This is a genomic window from Agathobaculum sp. NTUH-O15-33 (genome assembly GCF_033193315.1).
Classification (GTDB): domain Bacteria; phylum Bacillota; class Clostridia; order Oscillospirales; family Butyricicoccaceae; genus Agathobaculum; species Agathobaculum faecihominis_A.
Genome location: NZ_CP136187.1, coordinates 2,843,276 through 2,863,267, shown reverse-complemented (window position 1 = coordinate 2,863,267; position 19,992 = coordinate 2,843,276). Strand labels below are relative to the sequence as shown.

General features: G+C 58.1%; 16 protein-coding genes and 1 pseudogene. 12 read left to right on the top strand and 5 right to left on the bottom strand.

The features are described 5' to 3' along the window. The first annotated feature begins 59 nt into the window (after positions 1-59). The 3 genes from RWV98_RS13885 to RWV98_RS13875 all read left to right on the top strand — a co-directional run bounded on the left by RWV98_RS13885 (position 60) and on the right by RWV98_RS13875 (position 3,635). Positions 60-1,325, top strand: coding sequence for a chloride channel protein (locus RWV98_RS13885; RefSeq protein WP_317861476.1), 1,266 nt, complete (start codon positions 60-62; stop codon positions 1,323-1,325). 165 nt (positions 1,326-1,490) lie between these two features. After that, positions 1,491-2,147, top strand: coding sequence for an HAD family hydrolase (locus tag RWV98_RS13880; protein ID WP_280961083.1), 657 nt, complete (start codon positions 1,491-1,493; stop codon positions 2,145-2,147). A 111-nt stretch (positions 2,148-2,258) separates the two neighbouring features. Further along, positions 2,259-3,635 carry an MATE family efflux transporter gene (locus tag RWV98_RS13875; RefSeq protein WP_280961082.1) on the top strand — a complete coding sequence of 459 codons (1,377 nt, stop codon included), beginning with the start codon at positions 2,259-2,261 and terminating at the stop codon, positions 3,633-3,635. A 6-nt stretch (positions 3,636-3,641) separates the two neighbouring features. Here the strand turns inward: RWV98_RS13875 and RWV98_RS13870 are convergent, their stop codons facing one another. Further along, positions 3,642-4,505 carry a MerR family transcriptional regulator gene (locus tag RWV98_RS13870; protein WP_317861473.1) on the bottom strand — a complete coding sequence of 288 codons (864 nt, stop codon included), beginning with the start codon at positions 4,503-4,505 and terminating at the stop codon, positions 3,642-3,644. 142 nt (positions 4,506-4,647) lie between these two features. Here RWV98_RS13870 and RWV98_RS13865 point away from each other — a divergent pair, with 142 nt between their 5' ends. From RWV98_RS13865 to rpoD, 7 genes and pseudogenes are all read left to right on the top strand, one after another. Beyond that, on the top strand, positions 4,648-5,106 hold the full coding sequence (locus RWV98_RS13865) for an S-ribosylhomocysteine lyase (protein WP_317861471.1): 459 nt from the start codon (positions 4,648-4,650) through the stop codon (positions 5,104-5,106). A gap of 78 nt (positions 5,107-5,184) precedes the next feature. Further along, positions 5,185-5,388: a 50S ribosomal protein L31 gene (gene rpmE / locus RWV98_RS13860; protein WP_031475830.1), complete on the top strand. Its 204-nt coding sequence runs from the start codon at positions 5,185-5,187 to the stop codon at positions 5,386-5,388. A 127-nt stretch (positions 5,389-5,515) separates the two neighbouring features. Next, positions 5,516-6,787 carry a GTPase HflX gene (gene hflX, locus RWV98_RS13855; protein WP_317861465.1) on the top strand — a complete coding sequence of 424 codons (1,272 nt, stop codon included), beginning with the start codon at positions 5,516-5,518 and terminating at the stop codon, positions 6,785-6,787. A gap of 14 nt (positions 6,788-6,801) precedes the next feature. Beyond that, positions 6,802-7,440: a YigZ family protein gene (locus RWV98_RS13850; protein WP_280961078.1), complete on the top strand. Its 639-nt coding sequence runs from the start codon at positions 6,802-6,804 to the stop codon at positions 7,438-7,440. 93 nt (positions 7,441-7,533) lie between these two features. Beyond that, positions 7,534-8,535 (top strand): deoxyguanosinetriphosphate triphosphohydrolase, encoded by a 1,002-nt coding sequence (locus RWV98_RS13845; protein WP_317861463.1) that lies wholly within the window; start codon positions 7,534-7,536, stop codon positions 8,533-8,535. Between the two features lie 38 nt (positions 8,536-8,573). Further along, positions 8,574-10,340, top strand: a complete 1,767-nt coding sequence (gene dnaG / locus RWV98_RS13840) for a DNA primase (protein ID WP_317861461.1) — start codon at positions 8,574-8,576, stop codon at positions 10,338-10,340. Positions 10,341-10,342: 2 nt separating this feature from the next. Next, positions 10,343-11,501: pseudogene (gene rpoD, locus RWV98_RS13835) on the top strand (RNA polymerase sigma factor RpoD). A 62-nt stretch (positions 11,502-11,563) separates the two neighbouring features. Here the strand turns inward: rpoD and RWV98_RS13830 are convergent. After that, complete coding sequence (locus RWV98_RS13830) at positions 11,564-12,298, bottom strand: gamma-glutamyl-gamma-aminobutyrate hydrolase family protein (RefSeq protein WP_317861459.1); 735 nt, start codon at positions 12,296-12,298, stop codon at positions 11,564-11,566. Between the two features lie 114 nt (positions 12,299-12,412). Here RWV98_RS13830 and RWV98_RS13825 point away from each other — a divergent pair, with 114 nt between their 5' ends. Beyond that, the gene (locus tag RWV98_RS13825; RefSeq protein ID WP_280961074.1) at positions 12,413-14,200 is read left to right on the top strand and encodes a Na/Pi cotransporter family protein; all 1,788 of its coding nucleotides are present in this window, start codon (positions 12,413-12,415) and stop codon (positions 14,198-14,200) included. A gap of 466 nt (positions 14,201-14,666) precedes the next feature. Here RWV98_RS13825 and RWV98_RS13820 read toward each other — a convergent pair whose 3' ends face one another. Next, positions 14,667-14,984 (bottom strand): helix-turn-helix domain-containing protein, encoded by a 318-nt coding sequence (locus tag RWV98_RS13820; RefSeq protein ID WP_317861457.1) that lies wholly within the window; start codon positions 14,982-14,984, stop codon positions 14,667-14,669. Positions 14,985-15,247: 263 nt separating this feature from the next. Between RWV98_RS13820 and RWV98_RS13815 the strand changes: the two genes are divergently transcribed. After that, positions 15,248-15,460, top strand: a complete 213-nt coding sequence (locus RWV98_RS13815) for a helix-turn-helix domain-containing protein (protein WP_317861455.1) — start codon at positions 15,248-15,250, stop codon at positions 15,458-15,460. Between the two features lie 58 nt (positions 15,461-15,518). Here the strand turns inward: RWV98_RS13815 and RWV98_RS13810 are convergent, their stop codons facing one another. Then, complete coding sequence (locus RWV98_RS13810) at positions 15,519-17,621, bottom strand: hypothetical protein (protein WP_317861453.1); 2,103 nt, start codon at positions 17,619-17,621, stop codon at positions 15,519-15,521. Next, on the bottom strand, positions 17,608-19,920 hold the full coding sequence (locus tag RWV98_RS13805; protein ID WP_317861451.1) for an efflux RND transporter permease subunit: 2,313 nt from the start codon (positions 19,918-19,920) through the stop codon (positions 17,608-17,610). Before RWV98_RS13805 ends, RWV98_RS13810 begins: the two co-directional genes overlap by 14 nt. Between the last annotated feature and the right edge of the window lie 72 nt (positions 19,921-19,992).

Sequence of the window (19,992 nt, the reverse complement as noted above, 5' to 3'; positions counted from 1 at the left end):
CATTTTTTTGCCCCGCAGCCTTGGCCGCGGGGCAATTTTGGCCGAAATGGGGGATAATCATGGAGACGCCGAGGGAGTATTTCAAACGGCAGGCGAAAAACGGGCTTATTTTTTTGCGATGGTGTGTGTTCGGGGCGATCATCGGCGTGACCGTCGGCGCGGCGGGCGCGGGGTTCCACCATGCGCTCGACTGGGCGGGCGAAACGAGGGATCACCATTGGGCGCTGCTGTATCTGCTGCCGGTCGTCGGCATCATAATCGCTTTTTTGTATGAAAAGGCCGATCTGCCGCTCGAGCGCGGCACCAATTTTATTTTGACCTCGGTGCGGGAAAACCACCCGGTGCGGCTGCGTATGGCGCCGCTGATCGTCGTGGGCACGGTGCTCACGCACCTGTGCGGCGGTTCGGCGGGGCGCGAGGGCGCGGCGCTGCAGCTGGGCGGCTCTATTTCGGGCAACATCGGCCACTGGATGCGGCTGGACGACCGGGACGCCCGCACAATCACCATGTGCGGCATGGCGGCGGGCTTTACCGCGCTGTTCGGCACGCCGCTCGCGGCCGTCGTTTTCGCAATGGAGGTCATCAGCGTGGGCGTGATGTACTACGCCGCGCTGTTTCCGTGTGTGCTTTCCGCCATGATCGCCAGATTGGTGGCCGCCCGCCTTGGCGTGTTCGCGAAGGAATACGCCATCATGGGCGTGCCTTCGGGCGACGCAGTGGGCGTTGCCGTGCTGGTGCGGCTTACCGTGCTGGGCGTTTTGTGCGCGGTGTTCGCGGCGCTGGTCTGCATTCTGTTCCACCGCATCGGCGGACTGTTAAAGCGGGCGTGCCCGAACCGGTACCTGTGTATCGCGCTGGGCGGCGTGATCGTGATCGCGCTGACGCTTCTTTTGCAGACGCACGATTACAACGGCGCGGGCATGCAGGTGATCGAGCGGGCGCTCTTAGGGCAGGCTTCGCCGCTCGCGTTTTTCTGGAAGCTGCTGTTTACCGCCGTGACCATCGGCGTGGGCTACAAGGGCGGCGAGATTGTGCCCGTGTTCTTCATGGGCGCGACGTTCGGCTGCGTGGCGGGCGGGCTGCTGGGCCTTACCCCCTCGTTCAGCGCGGCGCTTGGCATGGTGGCGGTGTTCTGCGGGGTGACCAACTCGCCGCTGACCTCGATGTTTTTGGCCTATGAGCTGTTCGGCGGCTCGGGCCTGCCGATGTATGCGTACGTGATCGCGATCGCCTACATGCTGTCCGGCTATTACGGCCTGTACAGCGAACAGAAGATCATCTACTCCAAAATGCGGCCGCAGTTTATCGACCGGAAAACGAAGTGACAAATAATTAGGAATTAGTAGTTAGGAATTAGTAGTTGAGGAAGCTCGCGTATGCTCGCTGTAATTAGAATAAGGACAAGTCGGCTTCAGTGTCAGCTACTGACCGTTCGTCACCAAATTACTAATTACTAACTACTAATTATCAAAAGAAGGGGGAAGTGAAGAATGACCGAAATACAGGGTGCGATTTTTGATATGGACGGCACCCTTTTGGATTCTATGCCGGTTTGGGATCAGCTCAGCCAGCGTTTTTTGGGACAGTACGGCGTTGACGTGACCAAGGCGGATTACGAAGCGATCGAGGGCACGACCCAGCTGCAAGGCGCGCAGTACTTTATCGATACCTATCCCTTTCTGCCGCTGACCGCGGAAACGCTGATTGCCGGGCTGGATCAGCTGATCACCGCGCGGTACGAGCAGCTTGCGCGGCCCAAGGACGGCGTGCGCCCCTTTCTTGAAGGGCTGCGGGCGCGCGGCGTAAAGCTGGCGATCGCGACGCTGACCGCGCGCCACCACGCGGAAAAGGCGCTGCGCGACCGGGGCCTTTTGCAATATTTTGAGTTCATGCTCACGATCGAGGATGTGGGCGTATCCAAACGCGAGCCGGATATTTATCTTGCGGCGGCGGACCGGCTGGGGCTGCGCCCCGCTTGCTGCGTCGTATTCGAGGATGCGCCCTATGCGGGGCAGACCGCGAAGAAAGCGGGCTTTCGCGTGTGCGGCATGGCCGAACCGGCCTACGCCGAAGGGGAGCGCCTGCTCCGCGCGGCGAGCGACTGGTTCGTCGAGCGTTCTTTTGACGAACTTTCAGGGAAAATGTAAAAAACCCCTTGAAAAGCGTAGGATTATGCCTTACACTATACGTATGAGAAAAGCTTGACGGCTGCGGCGGAGAATTCCGCCGCAGCCGCATTTTGACAGGAGGGTTTTTGTTTGGAACAAACCAATAAGATGGGCACCGCCCGTATGGGTCCGCTGATTTTTTCGATGGCGCTGCCCGCGATGATCTCGATGCTGATCAACGCGCTGTACAACATCGTAGACAGTATCTTTGTGGCCCAGTATTCGCAGAGCGCGCTGGCCGCGGTCTCGCTGGTATTTCCGCTGCAAACGCTGGTGATCGCACTGGGCGTCGGCACCGGCGTGGGCGTCAACTCACTGATCGCCAGACGGCTCGGCGAAAAGCGCCAGCTGCACGCCAACTCCGCCGCGGAGCACGGCATCGCGCTATCGGTGATCGGCGGCGCGGCGTTCATCATCATCGGCTTCGTGCTGGCCGGGCCGTTCCTCGGCGCGTTCAAAGCCTCGGAGGAGGTATACACGCAGGCGGTGCAGTATTCGCATATCGCGGTGGGCCTCAGCGTATTCGTGCTGATCTCCATGATGTGTGAAAAGATCCAGCAGTCCACGGGCAACATGATGATCCCGATGGTGCAGGGCCTGACCGGCGCGATCATCAACATCATCCTCGACCCGCTGCTGATCTTCGGCATCGGCCCGTTCCCGCGTCTGGGCGTGCAGGGCGCGGCGATCGCGACCGTCGTCGGCCAGATCGCGGGCATGGTGATCGGCCTGTGGGGGGTGTTTGTGCACCAGAAAATCTTGCAGGTAAAAATGCGCGAGTTCAAGTGGCGCGCGCGCACCGTGCAGGATATTTACCGCGTCGGCCTGCCCGGCATCGTCATGCAAAGCGTCGTTTCCGTGATGACGGCGGGCCTGAACGGCATCCTTATCGGTTTTTCGCAAACCGCCGTCAACGTGCTCGGCGTGTACTTTAAGCTGCAAACCTTTGTGTTTATGCCGGTGTTCGGCCTCAATCAGGGCGCGCTGCCCGTCATGGGCTACAACTACGGCGCGCGCAACAAAAAGCGGCTGGGCAGCGCGTATAAAATTACGCTCGGCGGGGCGGTCGCCATCATGGTGCTGGGTCTGATCGTGTTCCAGCTGTTTTCCGAAAACATGCTGATGATGTTTGTGGACAAGAACGACGCGGCGGCCGCGCAGGAAATGCTGGCGGTGGGCGTGCCCGCGCTGAAAATCATCAGCCTATCCTTCCTTGGCGCGGCGTTCGGTATCATCAACTCGACCATCTTTCAGGCGGTTGGCCGGGGCATGGCCAGTTTGATCGTTTCGGTCTGCCGCCAGCTCGTCATCATTCTGCCCGTGGCTTGGCTGCTGGGACAGTGGAAAGGTCTTTCGGCCATTTGGTATTCGTTCCCGATCGCGGAGATCGCGGCCTTCTTTATCTCCTACGCGCTACTTTACCGTATTTACCGTACCGAGCTGCGCACGCTCGGCGACGGCGACTGACAGGGCCTACCCGCCGAGATACGCCCGGATGGCGCGCCCGATAAAACGGGACGCGCCGGCGCCGTATTTCTGATCCGTCGCTTGGATAAAGGCGGGGTTTGAGAGATAGAGCTCCGCCATAAAGGGCCAATAGTTTTCGCCCATTTCCATATCGCCGTTGCAGGCGTTTACGAATTCAATCAGCTCACCGACCGCCGACCGCACTTCCGCGGCGTTTTCGTCGCGGTCCTGAAGCGCGGTCAGCCTTTGGGTCAGTTCATCCGTTTTGCGGCTGAGGCCTTCCACGTCCGCCGGGGACACGGAAGGGCCGTTCTCCAAAAACGCGGCAAGGTTTTTTTCCATGGCGTTGGTGTAGCCGCTCAGACTGCCGAATTGCTTTTCTGCCATTTCGGCGATCTCGTTTTCATTGCCCTGCAGCTCCCGCACCATTTCGTCAAAACGCTCCATACTGCCGAGCCGCGTGGTGATGGCCTCGGTGTGGGTGCGTTTGAAATCGTCTAGGATACGGTAGTATTCTCGCATATCAAACGTTTTGAAATCCATACAATCTTCTCCTTTGATCAGTTTGTCAAGCAGCCCCAGCATGGCGGAGAGCCGGTCGCGTTTGAGTTCGAGCAGCTCGCGCTGCTTTGCAAAGGCGGCCGCTTTGTCGAACGCGGGGTCTGACATGATCGTTTTGATTTCCTTGAGCGTGAAATCAAGTTCTTTGAAAAATAGGATTTGCTGCAGCTTTTCGAGCGCAGCGTCGTCATACAGGCGGTATCCCGCGGCGGTGGTTTGCGTTGGCTTTAATAAGCCGATTTCGTCGTAAAACTGCAGCGAGCGGATGCTGACGCCTGTCAGCAAAGAGACTTGTTTGACCGTCATCATAAAAAGGGCATACCTTCTTTCCAGCAGAATGGGGAGGGCTTTGTAAACCGGTTTTACAACTACTACTGTACACTATCACGATGCGTGAGAGTCAATACTTATTTTATTTTAAATTTTCCAGTACGGAAAAGGAGACGGTAGCATGAAACGCATTGCAAGCTTTGAAGTAAACCATGATAAGCTCACGCCGGGCATGTATATTTCCCGTGTGGACGGCGATATCACGACCTATGACATCCGCATGGTCTATCCGAACGCGGGCACGTATCTTTCGCCCGCCGCCAGCCATACGTTTGAGCATTTGTTCGCAACCTATGCGCGCAATTCGCGGTTTGCGGAAAACATTATTTACTGCGGGCCCATGGGCTGCCAGACCGGCTTTTATTTTCTGGTGCGCGATCTTAAGACGGCCGACGCGATCGCGCTGGTACGCGAAACGATGGACTTTGTCGCGGCGTACGAGGGCGAGATCCCGGGCGCGAGCCGCGTGGAATGCGGCAATTACCTGCTGCACGATCTGGCCGGAGCGAAAAAGCTGGCCGCGTCCATGATACCGGTATTGCAGGATTGGAGCGAGGAAAAACTCGTTTATCAAAAATAATTCTTGCATTTTGCAAACATATGTGATATCATGATTTTACGACTTTGAGATATTTATCGTGGAAAGAGGTGAAACAACATGAAACAGGGCATCCATCCCGAGTACAAGCAGACGACCATCCGCTGTGCCTGCGGCAATGTCATTGAGACCGGCTCCACCAAGGAGAACATCGTCGTTGACGTTTGCTCCAAGTGCCACCCCTTCTTCACGGGTAAGCAGAAGCTGGTAGACACCGGCGGACGTGTTGATCGCTTCAAGAAGCGTTTCAATCTGGATAAGTAATTACGGGAAACCATCGAAACGTCTGTTTTCGATGGTTTTTTGTTTCGGTCGGAACAGATGCGGTCGCTTTGCGATTTTTAACATGCGCGCCTTATGCGCGCGGCGTCCCGAAAGGGAGGATTTTTTTATGAACGAAAGAAAAGAAGAGAAAAAAATAGAACGGGCGGTGCTGGTCGGCCTGTCCTGCCCCGGCTTTAGCCGGGAGGAGGACACGGACGAGCGCACGATGGACGAGCTGCGCGCGCTGGTGGAAACAGCGGGCGGCGAAGCCGCCGCGATGACGCTGCAGCGCCGTCCCGCGCCCGATGCGCGCACGTTTATCGGCGAGGGCAAGGCGCTCGAGGTACGGCAGCTGGCCGAGGCCGAGGGGGCCGAGCTGATCGTGTTTGACAACGAGCTGTCCCCCTCGCAGATGCGCGTGCTCGAAGAGGAGACCGGCCTGCCGGTGCTCGACCGCTCGGGGCTGATTCTTGATATTTTCGCCCAACGCGCCCGCACGGGCGAGGGCAAGCTGCAGGTCGAGCTGGCGCAGTACCAGTATATCCTGCCGCGCCTTGCCGGTCTCGGCAAAACGATGAGCCGCCTTGGCGGCGGCATCGGCACGCGCGGCCCGGGCGAAAGCAAGCTGGAAAGCGACCGGCGGCATATCCGCCGCCGTATCGATAAGCTGAAGGAGGAGCTGGAGCAGGTGCGTCAGGTGCGCGCCGTACAGCGCCGCCAGCGCAAAAAGACCGAGCTGCCCATGGTGGCGATCGTCGGCTACACAAACGCGGGCAAAAGCACGCTGCTCAATCAGTTGACGGGCGCGGGCATCGAAGCGAACGACCGCCTGTTTGACACGCTCGATCCGACGACGCGCAAAAAGCGCATTTCGGATACGCAGGAGATCCTGCTGTCCGATACGGTGGGCTTTATCCGCAAGCTGCCGCACCATTTGATCTCGGCCTTCAAGGCAACGCTTGAGGAGCTGACCTATGCCGATCTGCTGCTGCACGTCATCGACGTATCCGACGAGGATTGGCGCGGGCAGGCCGAAACGGTGGAAAAGGTCATCGGCCAGCTGGGCGCGAAGGAGATCCCGCGCATCCTTGTTTTTAACAAGGCGGATAGGTGCGATCCGGATGTGCTGCCCTTTATAGACCCCAAGGAGGGCGTGAAAATTTCGGCCAAAACAGGCGCGGGACTGGACGGGCTGCTGGCGGCGGTCGAGCAGGCGCTCGGCCGGGGTAAGCATCCGGTCCGGCTGCTCGTTCCTTACAGCGAGGGCGCGGTGCTCGACCTGCTGCACCGCGAGGCGCAGATTGAGCGCACGGAATACGTCGAAAACGGCACGCTGGTCGAAGCCGTGGTGGATGATAAAACGTTCGGCCGCGTGGCCGCATATTTAATTGAAGAGTGACCGGTGGTGCCCTTATGACGGAAAAAGATTATTTTGTACCCGCCGCCCCGTTTGGCGAGGATGGGTTTGAGGAAAAACGCTCAAAATTCATCGGCAGGCTATGGCGGGTGGAAACGGCGGACGAGGCGCTCGCCCGTTTGCGCGAGGTGCGCGAGGCGCACCGGGACGCCAACCACCACTGCTGGGCCTACCTGATCCGCGAAGGCAATTTGATGCGATACTCGGACGACGGCGAACCGCAGGGCACGGCGGGCATGCCCATTCTGGACGTGCTGCGCCATATGGAGCTGACAAACGTGCTCTGCGTGGTAACGCGGTATTTCGGCGGCGTTTTGCTTGGCACGGGCGGACTGGTGCGCGCGTACACCAAGGGCGCGCAAGTGGCCGTGGAAGCGGCGGGCGTACAGCGGATGAGCCTTTACGCCGAGGTGCTCATCGCCTGCCCGTATCCGCTTTTTGACAAGGTGCAGCGCCTGCTGCCCGATTTTGACTGCGCGGTGCAGGATACCGATTTCGGCGCGGATGTGACGCTGACCGCCACCGTGCCCGCGGGCGGAGAAACGGCGCTGAACGAGGCGCTGGCCGAGGCGACGGCGGGCGCGGTCTATGCGGAGACCATTGAGACCCGGTTCATGGGCCGCAAAATTTTCTAAAAATATTCTTTACGAAAAAAGAGGATTTTCTCCGCGCGCGCGGTATAACCAATATGCAAGACATTTTCGCTGTGTCAAAAGGGAGGAAATCCTATGACCGTCAGGGAACAGCAGCAGGAGCGGGAAGCGCTTATTTTAGCGGACTGGGCCACGCCGTCCTCCGCCTCGCATGGGCGGCAGCGGCCGATGGCCGAGTGCCCCTACCGCACCTGCTTTCAGCGCGACCGGGACCGGATCATCCACTCCAAGGCGTTTCGCCGGCTCTCGAATAAAACGCAGGTTTTTATTTCGCCCGAAGGCGACCACTACCGCGCCCGGCTGACGCATACGTTGGAGGTGGCGCAGATCGCGCGCACGGTCGCGCGCGCGCTGGGCCTGAACGAGGATCTGACCGAGGCGATCGCCCTTGGCCACGATCTTGGCCATACGCCCTTCGGCCACGCGGGCGAGCGCGCGCTGGACGAGGTGTGCCCCCTCGGCTTCCACCATAACGAACAGAGCCTGCGCATGGTGGACCGGCTGGAGGAACTGAACCTTACCTATGAGGTGCGGGACGGCATCGTTTGCCACACCGGCGCGAAAAAAGCGGATACGCCGGAAGGGCGCATCATCCATTACGCCGACCGCATCGCCTATATCAATCACGATATCGACGACGCGGTGCGCGGCGGGCTAATCGCCGCCGAGGATATCCCGGGCTCGCTGCTTGATAGCTTGGGGGATTCGCACGGCCGCCGTATCGACACCATGGTGACCGCGATGATCTCCTACGGGCAGCAGCACCGCGAAATCGGCATGGACAGCCGCGTACATGACGATATGATGGCGCTGCGCGAGTTCATGTTTAACCATGTCTATCAGGGCACCGAGGCGCAGAGCGAGGAGCAGCGCGCCAGAAATATGCTGCGCATGCTCTATGAATACTTTGACGCCCACCCGGAGGAGCTGCCGGAGGATTACCAGCGCCTGATGCGCGAGGGCGACCCACGGGAGCGCGCCGTTTGCGATTATATCGCCTGCATGACGGACCGCTACTCGATCGCGACCTATAAGCGAATATTCATCCCGAAAAGCTGGAATAAAATAGAAGCCTGACGAAATGGGTATGCTATAGAGAAAAGAGGTGACGGGAAGTGCCGTTCGACCGTGTGTTTTTGGACGAGCTGGCCGCACGAAACGATATCGTCGATATCGTCTCTCAGTATGTACAGCTGAAAAAGAGCGGAGCAAACTATTTCGGCTTGTGTCCGTTTCACAATGAAAAAACGGCGTCGTTTTCCGTTGCACCGGATAAGCAGATTTTTCACTGCTTTGGCTGCGGGGCGGGCGGCAGCGTTATCACCTTTGTGATGAAGGCGGAGGGGCTGGAATTCCCGGACGCCGTACGCTTTTTGGCAGGAAAGGCCGGTATGGAGGTGCCCACGCAGGGCGAGGCCGACCGGCAGGCGGCCCGCCGCCGCGACCGGCTGTACGCCCTGTGCAAGGACGCCGCGCGCTTTTTTTACGATACGCTTTGGCAGCCCGAAAACCGGGCGGTGCAGCAATATTTTTTCAACCGCGGCCTGCACCGGCGTACGATGAACCGTTTTGGTCTGGGTTATGCGCCGGACAACTTTTCCGCGCTTTTGGACGCGATGAAGGCCAAGGGCTACACGCGGGAGGAAATGCTGGACGCCGGGCTTTTAAGCAAATCGGAAAAGGGCCGCGTGTACGACCGGTTCCGGGGCCGCGTGATGTTTCCCATCATCGATGTGCGCGGCAATGTGATCGCCTTCGGCGGCCGCGTGATGGATGATTCCAAACCAAAGTACCTGAATTCACCCGAAACGCCGATTTTTCACAAGAGCCGCAACCTTTTTGCGCTGAATTTGGCTAAAACCACGCGAAACGGTTACTTTATATTGGCGGAAGGGTATATGGACGTCATTGCCCTGCATCAGGCGGGGTTCGATTCGGCGGTCGCCTCGCTCGGCACCTCGCTGACCGAGGATCAGGCCCGCATGATGGCGCGGCATACGAGCGAGATCGTGATCTCCTACGACGCGGACGGGGCCGGACAGGCCGCCGCCCAGCGCGCGATCGATATTCTGGGGCGCTGCGATTTGCAAGTCAAGGTGCTGAAAATACCGGGCGCTAAGGACCCGGACGAGTTTCTGCGCGAAAAAGGGCCGGATGCGTTCCGCAATCTGATCGAGCGGAGCGAGAACCACAACGCTTACCGGCTGGAGCAGATCGCCTCCAAGTACGATTTGGAGGACGACGAGGCGCGCGTGCTGTTCCTGAAGGACGCGGCGCGCATGCTCGCGGGTATCGACAGCGGAGTCGAGCGCGAAGTGTACGCGAGCAAGGCGGCGCGCATGGCGGGCGTCACGCCGGAAGCCATGCTGGTCGAAGTCAAGCGCGAGCTTGGCATTCGCCTGAAAAAACGGAAAACCGCCGAGCGGCGCGAGATCCGCTCGCCCGTGGGCATGGCGCAGCCCAAGGACCGCTCCCTCACCTATCCGGATATTAAATCGGCCAAGGCGGAGGAGGGCGTGCTGCGCCTGATCTTTTCCGATCAAAAGCTGGTGGCGGGGCTGAAAAAAGATTTGCCTGCCGCGTGGTTCTCCGCGCCGGTGCTGCGTAAGATATACGAGCGCGCACTGGAACTGGACGCCGAAGGGCACATGGTGGACGTCGTGGCCTTTGAAGGCTATCTGGAGCCGGGAGAAATGAGCCACCTGACCCGTGTGCTGAACGAAGGCGTTCCCGCCGCGGAGCAACAAAAAGCGCTATTAGAATACATAAATACCATCAGGCTGCAGCGTGTCAAGGACGGCACGACCGCCGAGCAGGGCGAGGATCCGCTGCTGACCTTTGGACGCATGAAAAAACAAAACGCTGGAGGACAAACGATATGACGATGAGCAATACGAACGCAAAGGGCGGCGCGCCGGATATGGAGCAGCAGCAGAAGGTTTTGACCGATCTGCTCGCGCTGGGCAAGAAAAACGGCAAGCTGACGCTCAAGGAGATCGCCGACGCGCTCTCCCAGCTGGAGCTGGAGAGCGAGGACATCGATAAGCTGTACGAAACCATGGAAGGCATGGGCATCGAGATCGAAGCCGAGGGCGTTTTGGAAAAGGCGCTGGGTAATGACGACGACGAGGTGTTCGAGCCCGAGGAAGTGGAAGAGGTCCCCGAGGAGGAGCTGGTTGACACCTCCGCCATGGCCGAGACCTTTGCGATCGACGACCCGGTGCGTATGTATTTGAAGGAGATCGGCAAGGTCGATCTCCTCTCGCCGGAGGAAGAGATCGCGCTGGCGGAAAAAATGGCCGCCGGCGGCTATCCCGGCGAGCAGGCCAAAAAGCGTCTGGCCGAGGCAAATCTTCGTCTGGTCGTTTCTATTGCCAAGCGTTATGTGGGCCGCGGCATGCTGTTCCTCGACCTGATCCAAGAAGGCAACCTTGGCCTGATCAAGGCGGTCGAAAAGTTCGACAGTACCAAGGGCTTTAAGTTCTCCACCTATGCGACGTGGTGGATCCGTCAGGCCATCACCCGCGCGATCGCGGATCAGGCGCGTACCATCCGCATTCCGGTGCACATGGTGGAAACGATCAATAAGGTCATCCGCGTTTCCCGCCAGCTGCTGCAGGAGCTGGGACACGACCCCAGCCCGGAGGAGATCGCCAAGGAAATGTCGATGCCGGTGGACCGCGTGCGCGATATTTTGAAGATCGCGCAGGAGCCGGTTTCGCTTGAAACGCCGATCGGCGAGGAAGAGGATTCCCATCTGGGCGATTTTATCCCGGACGACGACGCGCCCGAACCGGCGGAGGCCGCATCCTTTATGCTGCTCAAGGAGCAGCTGGTCGAGGTGCTCAAAACGCTGACCCCGCGTGAGGAAAAAGGTGCTGCGTCTGCGCTTCGGCATCGAGGACGGCCACACCCGCACGCTGGAAGAGGTGGGCAAGGAATTCAACGTCACCCGCGAACGCATCCGCCAGATCGAAGCCAAGGCGCTGCGCAAGCTGCGCCATCCGTCCAGAAGCAAGAAGCTAAAGGATTTTTTAAACTAAACGATACAATTATGGTAAAGCGGCTTGCTCCGTTGGGAGCAGGCCGCCAGACTGTCAAAAAATTATTTTTGACAGTCTGAGACCCGCGCGGCTGACAGAACGCCGCGCGGGTCCTTTTTTGGAAGGTGTGTCAGCAGCGCTCGATCAATCAAGGTAAACAGCGGCAGATGGTCGGCCCCTTTGACGTCCTCGCAAAGGGGCGGCGCCATGCGCTCCGGGTGCCACTGTACGCCGAGCAAGGGCGCGCTGCCGCCCACCAGCGCCTCCACTGTGCCGTCCGACGCGCGGGCGGCAACCGTCAGCCCCGGCGCGATGCGCGCGCAGGCTTGGTGGTGGTAGCTGTTCACCATGGGCGCCGCGCCGATACGCGCGCCGAGAAGGGCTGTGCAGCATACGGGATGACAGCCCTCGCCGTGATCCTCGATATGCTGGTGCAGCGTGCCGCCTAAAAAAACGTTGATGGCTTGTATGCCGCGACAGATGCCGAAGATGGGCTTGCCGCAGGCATAAAAGGCCTCGAAAAGCGCCAGCTCTTCCGCGTCGCGCGCGGTGTCGATGGAAAGCCGGTCGCTATTGCGCGCTTCGCCGTATAGGGCTGGGTGCAGATCGCCGCCGCCCGCGAGCAGCAGGCCGTCCATCCGTGCGGCCAAAATGTGCGCGCTGCCGCCGCTCGCAAGCACCGCCACGCCGCCCGCGCGGTCGACAGAATCGCCGTAAAGCTCACTTTGACGGCGAAAAACTGACAATTCTCCCATCCCGCGGCCGGTGGATACTAAGATCAGTGGGCATTTCGCCATGTTTTTCCTCCTTCCACGTTTACCCGTTGACTGGGTTTGCGTAGTACTGTATACTTATAACGTATGGAGAAATGGTAAGAAACGTGTAAGGAATGTGTGAAACGGAGGAAGCGCATGGAGTTCAATGTGCTCTCGCTCGTGCAGTTGGTAGGCGGTTTGGCGCTGTTTATCTACGGCATGACGACAATGGGGAAGGGCCTCGAACGCGCCGCGGGCGCCAAACTGGAAAAAACGCTTGAAAAAATGACCAGCAACGTCGGCAAAGCATTGCTGATGGGCATGGTCGTCACCATGGTCATTCAGTCGTCCTCGGCGACGACCGTTATGGTGGTCGGTTTTGTTAACGCCGGCATTATGACACTGCGGCAGTCGGTCGGCGTCATTCTCGGCGCCAATATCGGCACCACCATCACCGCGCAGATCCTGCGGCTCGATTCGGGCGGCGGGTTGAGCGGCAACCTGTTTATGCAAATGCTAAAGCCGGCCAACCTCGCCTATGTTATCGTTTTGGTCGGCGTTATCGTGATGATGCTGGCGAAGAAACGCCGCACGCGCGATATTGCGGATATTTTCTCCGGCTTCGGTATTCTGTTTATCGGTATGTCGATTATGGAAAAATCGGTCGCGCCGCTGGCCGACCTGCCGCAGTTCTCGCAGCTGTTCGCCGCGATTTCCAACCCGATTCTGGGCGTGCTGGTCGGCGCGGGCGTTACCGCGATCATCCAGTCCTCCTCCGCGTCGGTCGGTATTTTGCAGGCGCTGTCCACCACGGGCGTAATTACCTATGCCGCCGCCGTGCCGATCATTCTGGGCCAGAATATCGGTACCTGTATTACCGCGTTTCTGTCCTCGCTCGGCGGCTCGAAAAACGCGCGCCGCACGGCGATGGTGCACTTTTACTTCAACCTAATCGGTTCCATCGTCTTTTTAACCGCGATATACGGGCTAAACGCCGCGATCGGCTTCTCCTTCTGGGACACGGCGATCGATAAGGGCGGCATTGCAAACTTCCACACGCTGTTCAACGTGGCCTGTACGTTGGTGTTCCTGCCCTTTACCGGGTTTTTGGTTCGTCTGGCGGAGTGGAGCGTGCCCACGGGCGAGCAGAAGGAGGACCCGCTCTCCAAGCTGGAGCCTCGCTTCCTGACCACGCCGTCGCTGGCGCTGGAGCAGGCGCAGCGCTGCATCGCCGAAATGGGCGACGCGGCCAAGCGCAACTTCCGCCTTGCAACCGATCCGCTGTTTGGCAACGAGCAGCCGGATGATGAGACCTTCCGCGAGCACGAGGCGTTTTTGGACCGTGCCGAAGTCGAGATCGGCAAGTATCTGCTGAATGTTCATAACATCCGTTCGGTGGATCAGCGCCGCCAGTCGGCGGAGATGATGCATTCGCTTTCTGATTTTGAAAAGATCGGCGACTATGCGCAGAATATTTTCGACCGCATGGAAGCGTTCCGCCAAAGCGAACTCAGCTTTTCCGATTCCGCTTCGCAGGAGCTGCACGTCATGTGTCAGGCAGTGGGCGAAGCGCTTGATTTGACGGTAGAGGGCTATGTGACCCGTTCGGTCTCCGTGGCCCGTACGGTCGAGCCGGTCGAAGAGGTTGTCGATACGCTCAAGGAGCGCCTCAAGAGCCGCCATATCGAGCGGCTTGGCGCGGGCGACTGCACGATGCAGACCGGCATCCATTTCCTCGATATCGTACACGATTTGGAGAAGATCAGCGATCACTGCTCCAACATCGCGATCTATACCATCCAGCTCGGCGAGGGCGCGTCCGAATTCGATACGCACCAGTACGCCAAGGAGGAGTACAAGAAGACCCGCCAGTTTGCGGACAAGCTGAAATACTACCAGCAAAAATATTTAACGCAGGTGGACGCGATCGAAGCGGCCAACTGATGAAACGAAAAGGACGCGTTTTGGCGCGTCCTTTTTGTATTGGTGGCTCGCTTTGCTCGCGATTTAATGCGCGGCATGAGCCGCGGGGGAACGTTGCGGCGCCCGCCGCGGGGGCAAAAGGGAGGGGACAACCTAAACGGTTTTCCCTTCCCTCTTGACTTCCACGCTTTTCCCTTATGCCGTTTGGGGCGGCGCGCGCCGCCCCTTTGTACCTGTGTGACGTTTTGTGGCGCTGTACCGGGTGCCTAGGGATTCAGTGGACGGGTGCCTCTGCTCGGCCGGACCGGCCTGCTTTGCGCGCCCACATTTGCCGGCGCTCCGTTTGATTGGTGGTTCGCTTCGCTCACGATTTGATGCGCGGCGGTAGCCGCGTGCGGCGGCGTGAGTCACGCCGCCCTACGCCAGCCAAGCGTCCCCCGCTTGTAGGGCGGAGTGACCCCACTCTGCCGATTCTTGGTATGCCAAACTACAGTTGCTCCAATGCACTGCGCACCATAGCGGTCACAATTTGAATTTGAATAGGCGTGGCGCTCTGCCATAGATCCGAAAGTACGCCAAAATCGCTTAGTTCGTTTTCTATCAGCACTTCGGTAAGTAAGTAGGTTGGCGATACTTTAAGTTCGTCGCATAAGCTGATAAATACCGGCAGACTGGGCGTCTTTCGCTCTGCTTCGATTTGGCGAAGATAAGTCGCATTGATGTGACATAATTCCGCTAATTGTTCGCCGGTCAGTCCACGGCTGATTCGCGCTTTTTTCAAGCGCTGTCCCATCAATAGCTTCATGTTTAACCCCTCTTTTTAGTTCTATTGTTTATTCATTCCTACAACTTATCTTTTTGTTTTACTATACCGATAATTTTTACGTTTGTCGAAGAGTAGTTATCAATAATATTAACTATAGCTATTTTGTGCGATATAATATTTTACAGTTGAATACGAGAGAATGTCATATGGTGAAACCCGCTTTTATATATGAATAACAAGATTTGTTGAAGAATCGCTATTTTGGTATACAATTTGTGACATATAGATGGAGGATTACACAAATGGGAATGGCAAAGAAAATCAGAACGGTGCTGCTGGAGCGGGATATGACGATCAAGGAGCTTGTCACAAGGCTTGGGACAAACGGAAACAACCTGAGCAATAAGCTGGCGCGTGACAATTTTTCCGAAAAAGAGCTGCGCGAGATCGCGGCGGCGTTAGACTGTGATTATGATGGGATCTTTACGCTTAAAGAAAGCGGAAAGATGATATAAAGGGGTGAAACAAATAAAAACGCCGCTACCATGCGGCGTTTTTATTTGTTTGATTTTCTTACTGCTCCGATGTGAATACGCCCGCTATGGCGGAGAAGAGCTTTTTGAAGATGTTGGCGATGCGGGCGAACACGCCTTCGTCTGCGGCTTCGGGTTCGTTTTGCGCGTCGTCTTCCAGTTCATCCACCGATATTTCATCGGTGCGTAAAATGAATTGCAGGCTGGCGGGAGAGGGGTTTTCCGACGAGGTGACCGATTGCAGATCGGCTTCGGCGTCGATGTTGAGAACGTTGGTGTCCTCTTCCAGATCCTTTTTGCCCTCGTCGATCGCGTTGTGGATGGAATCGGTCGCGGATTGCAGGCTGCTGGAAGAGCTGGAACCGGCCGCGCGCTCCAATACGTCGAGCAGGCCGTCGATTGAGGTCTGCATGCTTGCGTCCGACTTATCCCGCACCGAGCGCAGCGTGTCCTGCGCGGATTGCATCAACTTGGTCGCGGAAGCGAGCGTTTTGGTGAGGGATACCATCATATTGGAGCCTTTATCCGCCATTGCGTTCGCGTCCGAGGTGAGCTGTTCCAGCGAAACGGACAGCGCGGGGATATCGGCCAGCAGCTTGCCGACCATTTCCAGCGAGCTTTCGGCCAGACGGGTGAAATCCTGTCCTTCGCCAATCAGATCGCCGGAGATACCGTCGTAATCGGTCAGAATGTCGTTCATATCATCCAGAGTATCCAGCATCGAATCCGACGTGCCCATCAAAGAACTGAGCCTGCCGGTCGCGTCGGACAGTGTCTTCAGCGTACCCATGAGCGAATCGGTCAGGTCTTCCGCGCTTCCGAGAAAAACATCCAGCAGGCCGCGCAGCTCGTCGCCGAGCGGCGCGTCGTCGATTTGGCCGCGCAGAGCGACAAGCCGGCCGGCGAGGCTGTCCAGCCGCTCGCGCATGGTCTTCATATCGCCTTGCAGCGTGGTCAGATCTTTTTCCAGACCGCTGATCGATTCCTGTAAATCATTGATGTAAAGCCAGTCGTTCGCTTCCTTTTTCTCCCGTAACTCTTCCAGCATATCGTCCAGATTGCCGAGCGTCTTATACAGGTCCTGCAACAGCTTTTGATAGCCGGATACCGTGGGGTTAGAATCGGAAAGCGTGCCAAGCATGCTGTTTACCGTCGCGTTGAGCGAGGTAAGCGTGGTTTGCATGGAGTTCAGCTCCGGGATCAGGGAATCGGACTGCCCCGCGAGCGCGTCCAGCGCGGCGAGGGCTTCATCGGCCTCCGGGTCGAGCGTGCCGCGCGAATCGATTAGCTGGCGGCGCACCTCGTTGATGCCCGCGATGCCCTGACTCATGGTGTTCAGTCCGCCCTGCATCGACTGCATGGTCTTGAGCATGTCGGATAAGCCCTGATACAGGCTGTCGCCAGAATCGCCGATGCGGTCCTTGATATCGCGCATATCGGAAAGCAGATTCAGCGAGGAAAGCGTGGCGGGCGCCATGAACAGGATCAGACCCATGCTTTCAAAGCTGTTTGAGCCGATGCGCACGGTAAAGGTGTTTTCTTCGCCGGGCAGGCCCATGAAGAAGACGATCTTGTACGTGCCGACCGATTGAATCTGCGCGCCGGGCGCGTCGATCGAAAGGGCCTTGGAGGTGTCGATACCGGTCGCGGCGATCAGCATCATATTGTTTTTGTAGTATTCGCTGGCCGCGTCGTTCGGCAGCGCGTGCAGAGTGATCTCCACCAGACCGTCCGCCCCGGCGCACTTTTCCGCCGTGGTGGGCACGCCGTTCAGCTTGTAGGATACGTCGAAATCCCACGGCATTTGCATGGTTTCGGTCTCGTTCGGGATGCATTCATAGTAAAAACGCTGGCGCTCGTCGCTGTTCAGGTTCCAAGTCACCGAACCGTCCGCCAGCTCCGGCTGGTCGTGCGAGGTCATGTTGTATACATCGGCATAATTGCCGTAATCGGTAAAGGTATCCTGTCCGTTCAGGCTGACGCCCTTGACGATGCGCGTGTCGTGCGGCACGCCGTAATAGTCAAGGTTAACGTATACGACCTCGTCGGTCTCCACCGTCGGCGGCGCGGCGGTGGCCGCGCTGGTGAACAGCAGGATCAGGGCGAGCGCCATGGCGGTCAGGCGCGTTTTATTTCTTTTCATGGTCGTTTTCCTCCTCGGCGGTAGGGGTGGAGTCGTTTTGGGGCGGATCGGGCGGAGCGTCCTGTTTGGCGGACTTGGTATATCGCGCCAACCGGTCGCGGATGGCCTTATGCCGCGCGCGGCGGTTTTCGCGGATCTGGGATTGCAGCTGCAAGCGTTGCTCGCGCAGCTTGTCGATCGTGGGCAGCTTGATCTTGCGCGCGCGGATACGGTTCATGCGGGCGTGCTTCTTCTGCGCGTAGTCCGGCTTGACGATGAAGCGGTCAAACAACATCAGGCAGACGGGCAGCATCAGCAGCACCAAGATCATGGAAAGCAGCGCGCCGCGGCCAATCAAATGACCGAGCCCGCCGATCGCTTCGATCGAGGACATGAAATACAGGCCGTAGGCCACCGTCATCAGGATAATGCCCGAGGTGAGCACGGACAGCGCGCTCGACGTGACGGCGCGAATGGCGGCTTCCTTTTTGTCGCCCTGCGCGCGGGCGTCCAGATAGTTGTTGGTAAGTAAAATGGAATAGTCGATCGTCGCGCCGAGCTGCACACAAGAAACAATGATAAAGCCGAGGAACATGGTCCGCGTGCCGGTGATGTAGGGCAGCGCGGTGTTGATGAACACGGCGGCCTCGATTGGGATCAGCACGACGAGCGGCAGCACGATGGATTTAAACGTGATCGCGACGACGATCGCAACGCCGAGCAGCGAAATGATATTGACGAACGAATAGTCCGTGGTAATGATGGCCTTGATATCCTGCGTCGAGGGCGTGACGCCGACAAGATAGGTCTGCTGCTCGGGGTAATACCGCTCGATGATGGCGCGGATCTCGTCCGAATAGCGGAACGCGGCGTCGCTCTCGCCTGCGGAACGGACGTTCACGATAACGCGCGCCCAATTATCGCCGTGGAGCTGGCTGGTCAAGCTGTGCGGCAAAAAGCTTTCGGGAATGCCGTCCGGCAAAACAGAGGACAGGCCGAGCGCCGCCTTGACATAGGGCAGGTCGCCTATCTCGTCTGACATTTCTTTTTCGGTCACGTTGTCGCCGGCGGGAATGAGGGCGAGCATCATATTACTTTGCCCAAACTTGGCGTTCATTTGCTGTTCCGCCGCGTACACGGGCGTGCCGGGCGAATTGGATACCGCTTCGTTGCCATATGTAAAATCCGCCATGCCCTGCCCGATGTAGCAAGGGAGCACCAGCAGCATCACAAGGATAAAGACCGGCTTGCGGATTTTATACGCGAATTCGCCGAAACGCCGAAACGACGGCATGAAGGAGCGGTGCTGCGTTCGGTCGATCAGCTTTTGAAAACGAAGGATGAGCGCGGGCATGAGCAGCAGGACGGTGACAAGGCTTAGGATAATGCCCTTGGCCAGCACAAAGCCCATATCCGGTCCGATACCGAAGCGCATGAGCGCCAGCGCCAGAAAGCCGACGACGGTGGTCGCGCCGGACGCGCCGATCGAGGTAAAGGCGCTGCGCAGCGCGTTGGCCATGGCTTGCTCGGGTTCGATGCCGTTGGCCTTTTCGTGCGTGAACGAGTGCAGCAGGAAGATGGAATAGTCCATTGAGCAAGCGAGCTGCAACACCGCGCCCACCGCGTTGGACAGGAACGAGATCTCGCCGAATATAATGTTCGAGCCCATATTCATCACGATCGCAATGCCCATGACCGAGAGAAAGAGCACCGGCTCGAACCACGAAGTGGTGGTGAGCGTCAGGATGATAAAGATGAATATGACCGCGAGCACCATCACGCGCGCGACCTCGCCGTTGATCGTCGGCCCTAAATCGGTGTCCGACGCGGCCGAGCCCGCGACGAGCCCCCGGTCGCCCACGATCTCGCGAATCTCCTTTACCGCGCGGTGTGTGCGGGAGGAGGAGTCGCTCTCCGCAAAGGTGAGGTCCATATAGGCTGAACCGTCTTTGTAGTAATCATCTATCTTGGAATAGTCGATAAACTGGCTGGAACCGTAAATGTTGGTCGAGGTATCGCACCAAAGGATTAGGTCTACGCCGTCCACATCGGCAATGCGGTCCTTGATGGATTTGGCTTCATACAGCGTTACATCGTTTAGCATGACGCGGCCGATGCCGGGGTAAGTGAATTCCTCTTTCATGATATCGAGCGCCTGCGCGGAGGGCGTGGAATCCGGCAGGTATTTGGTCAAATCGTAGTTAACGCCCACGAAAGGCACGCTGAGCAGGCTGAACAACACGCATATGGTAAAGATCTTTTCGATCAGCTTGCGATGGTTAATGATCAGGTCGACAGGGCTATGTCCCTTAAGTTTCACAAGAAAAACACCACTCTTCCGAAAAATAGACGTTGCGTTCGTTTTCTTTTCGTGTTATAGTATATAGCATAA

Coding starts and splice junctions, on each gene's coding strand:
- RWV98_RS13885 (WP_317861476.1), top strand. CDS start 60: ATGGAGACGCCGAGGGAGTATTTCAAACGGCAGGCGAAAAACGGGCTT.
- RWV98_RS13880 (WP_280961083.1), top strand. CDS start 1,491: ATGACCGAAATACAGGGTGCGATTTTTGATATGGACGGCACCCTTTTG.
- RWV98_RS13870 (WP_317861473.1), bottom strand. CDS start 4,505: ATGATGACGGTCAAACAAGTCTCTTTGCTGACAGGCGTCAGCATCCGC.
- RWV98_RS13865 (WP_317861471.1), top strand. CDS start 4,648: ATGAAACGCATTGCAAGCTTTGAAGTAAACCATGATAAGCTCACGCCG.
- rpmE (WP_031475830.1), top strand. CDS start 5,185: ATGAAACAGGGCATCCATCCCGAGTACAAGCAGACGACCATCCGCTGT.
- hflX (WP_317861465.1), top strand. CDS start 5,516: ATGAACGAAAGAAAAGAAGAGAAAAAAATAGAACGGGCGGTGCTGGTC.
- RWV98_RS13850 (WP_280961078.1), top strand. CDS start 6,802: ATGACGGAAAAAGATTATTTTGTACCCGCCGCCCCGTTTGGCGAGGAT.
- RWV98_RS13845 (WP_317861463.1), top strand. CDS start 7,534: ATGACCGTCAGGGAACAGCAGCAGGAGCGGGAAGCGCTTATTTTAGCG.
- RWV98_RS13830 (WP_317861459.1), bottom strand. CDS start 12,298: ATGGCGAAATGCCCACTGATCTTAGTATCCACCGGCCGCGGGATGGGA.
- RWV98_RS13825 (WP_280961074.1), top strand. CDS start 12,413: ATGGAGTTCAATGTGCTCTCGCTCGTGCAGTTGGTAGGCGGTTTGGCG.
- RWV98_RS13820 (WP_317861457.1), bottom strand. CDS start 14,984: ATGAAGCTATTGATGGGACAGCGCTTGAAAAAAGCGCGAATCAGCCGT.
- RWV98_RS13815 (WP_317861455.1), top strand. CDS start 15,248: ATGGGAATGGCAAAGAAAATCAGAACGGTGCTGCTGGAGCGGGATATG.
- RWV98_RS13810 (WP_317861453.1), bottom strand. CDS start 17,621: ATGAAAAGAAATAAAACGCGCCTGACCGCCATGGCGCTCGCCCTGATC.